The sequence below is a fragment of the Vibrio sp. YT-15 genome (assembly GCF_033337445.1).
GTDB classification, from domain to species: domain Bacteria; phylum Pseudomonadota; class Gammaproteobacteria; order Enterobacterales; family Vibrionaceae; genus Vibrio; species Vibrio alginolyticus.
Map to the genome: position 1 here is coordinate 1 of NZ_JAWOQR010000124.1, position 1,165 is coordinate 1,165.

The 1,165-nt window shown below is 51.3% G+C and carries 1 protein-coding gene; it reads right to left on the minus strand.

Features of this window, described 5'->3' with window-relative positions:
- On the minus strand, window positions 1–1,165 hold a 1,165-nt coding region (locus tag R7D93_RS25735), incomplete at both ends, for a molybdopterin dinucleotide binding domain-containing protein (protein ID WP_318129614.1).

Here is a 1,165-nt window from a genome sequence, read left to right on the forward strand (position 1 = left end):
GCATCAAAGAACGGTACGAATACCAAGCCTTTTGGCGGACGGTTACGACCGCGAGTTTCAACACGAACGCGTACTTCGCCACGTTTGTTTGCGATAACCACTTCTTCACCGCGACGTACGTTGCGCGCTTTCGCATCTTCTGGGTGCATGTAACACACCGCATCCGGTACTGCTTTGTACAGCTCAGGTACACGACGAGTCATGGTACCAGTGTGCCAGTGCTCAAGAACACGGCCTGTACATAGCCATAGGTCGAATTCTGAATCTGGCACTTCTGGTGGCGCTTCGTACGGTGCAGAGATGATCTTCGCTTTGCCGTCGGCATTGCCGTAGAAATCCCAACCAGAACCCGCTTTCGCGTATGGGTCCGAGCCTTCTTTAAAGCGCCACTGTGTTTCTTTACCATCAACGACTGGCCAACGTAGACCGCGTACGGTGTGGTACACATCGTATGGTGCTAAGTCGTGACCATGGCCGCGGCCGAACGTTGCGTATTCTTCAAACAGACCTTTTTGAACGTAGAAACCGAAGTGGTGCGAATCGTCGTTCAGTTCACGTGCCTCTTCAAGCGGGAACTTGTCAACTTGGCCGTTTTTGAACAGCATGTCGTACATGGTTTTGCCACGGTACTGAGGCGCTTTCGTTAGAAGTTCTTCTGGCCAGACTTCTTCCATCTTGAAGCGTTTAGAGAACTCCATTACCTGCCATAGGTCAGACTTAGCGTCGCCTACCGTGCCTACTTGTTGGTACCAAGCTTGAGTACGACGTTCTGCGTTACCGTAAGCACCTTCTTTTTCAATCCACATCGCTGTTGGAAGGATAAGGTCAGCCGCTTGAGCGGTAGCCGTTGGGTATGGGTCAGAAACAACAATGAAGTTTTCTGGGTTACGGTAGCCAGGCAGACGTTCAGTGTTGATGTTCGGACCAGCTTGCATGTTGTTGTTAGATTGAACCCAGTAACAGTTCAGTACGCCATCGTTCAGCATGCGGTCTTGAAGTACCGCGTGGAAACCTGGTTTTGGTGGAATCGTGCCTTCAGGCAGTTTCCAGATTTTTTCTGCGATTTGGCGGTGTTTAGGGTTAGCAACCACCATGTCCGCTGGTAGGCGGTGAGCAAACGTACCAACTTCACGAGCTGTACCACACGCCGATGGCTGACCAGTTA